1 protein-coding gene and 1 pseudogene are annotated in these 560 nt (G+C 67.0%); both read right to left on the reverse strand.

The genetic code is table 11. The features are described 5' to 3' along the window. Positions 1 to 28: 28 nt before the first annotated feature. Entirely contained in the window at positions 29 to 325 is a 297-nt protein-coding gene (locus tag IEY17_RS25055) for a hypothetical protein (RefSeq protein WP_188991950.1), read from the reverse strand. Between the two features lie 13 nt (positions 326 to 338). Beyond that, a pseudogene (locus tag IEY17_RS25060) lies at positions 339 to 560 on the reverse strand (long-chain fatty acid--CoA ligase); the annotation flags it as partial.

A 560-nucleotide genomic window follows, 5' to 3' on the forward strand; every position in this document is an offset into this window, starting at 1 on the left:
GGGAGGGGCCTTCACGGACCGCGTCCGTTCAGTGCTGGGTGACGATCCGCAGCGCGGTGCTCAACGTCTGCGCGGCGATGTCGCCGACGTTGTTGAAGACCGTGCCGTGCTGCTCCAGGCCGCCGGAGTGATCGTCGGCCATCTTCATCTCGTACTGAGCCTCGACGACCTGCTGTTCGGACAGGGCGTCACCGGAAGCCAACCGGGCCACGACGTGGAACTTGTCCTCCGCGGTCTCGCGGATGAACGTCGCGTGCTGGAAGTAGTCGCTGCCCTCGGCGTACATGTCGGGAATGCCGACGAAGTAGCGGTTGGAGTCGGTCATCTGCAAGCCCCTCTCAGCCGTTGATGACGGCGGTGTCGTCCCCGGCGCGCCCGGCCACTTCCGCCACCGGGTCATAGGTGGACAGTTCGCGGGCGAACCGCTCCGGCTCGATGATCAGGCTGACGCTGTCGGCCCGGTGCGCGCCCTGGGCCGCCTCCTCGGCGAAGGTGTGCCAGGTGAACATCCCCGAAGCGCCCGAGTCGTCGAGGTAGTAGTCGATCTCGCGGGCCTTGAG

The sequence above is a fragment of the Saccharopolyspora thermophila genome (assembly GCF_014646075.1).
In the GTDB taxonomy this organism is placed as follows: domain Bacteria; phylum Actinomycetota; class Actinomycetes; order Mycobacteriales; family Pseudonocardiaceae; genus Saccharopolyspora; species Saccharopolyspora thermophila.

Excerpts from the sequence above, each read along its gene's own strand:
- IEY17_RS25055 (WP_188991950.1), bottom strand. The coding sequence starts at position 325 with ATGACCGACTCCAACCGCTACTTCGTCGGCATTCCCGACATGTACGCC.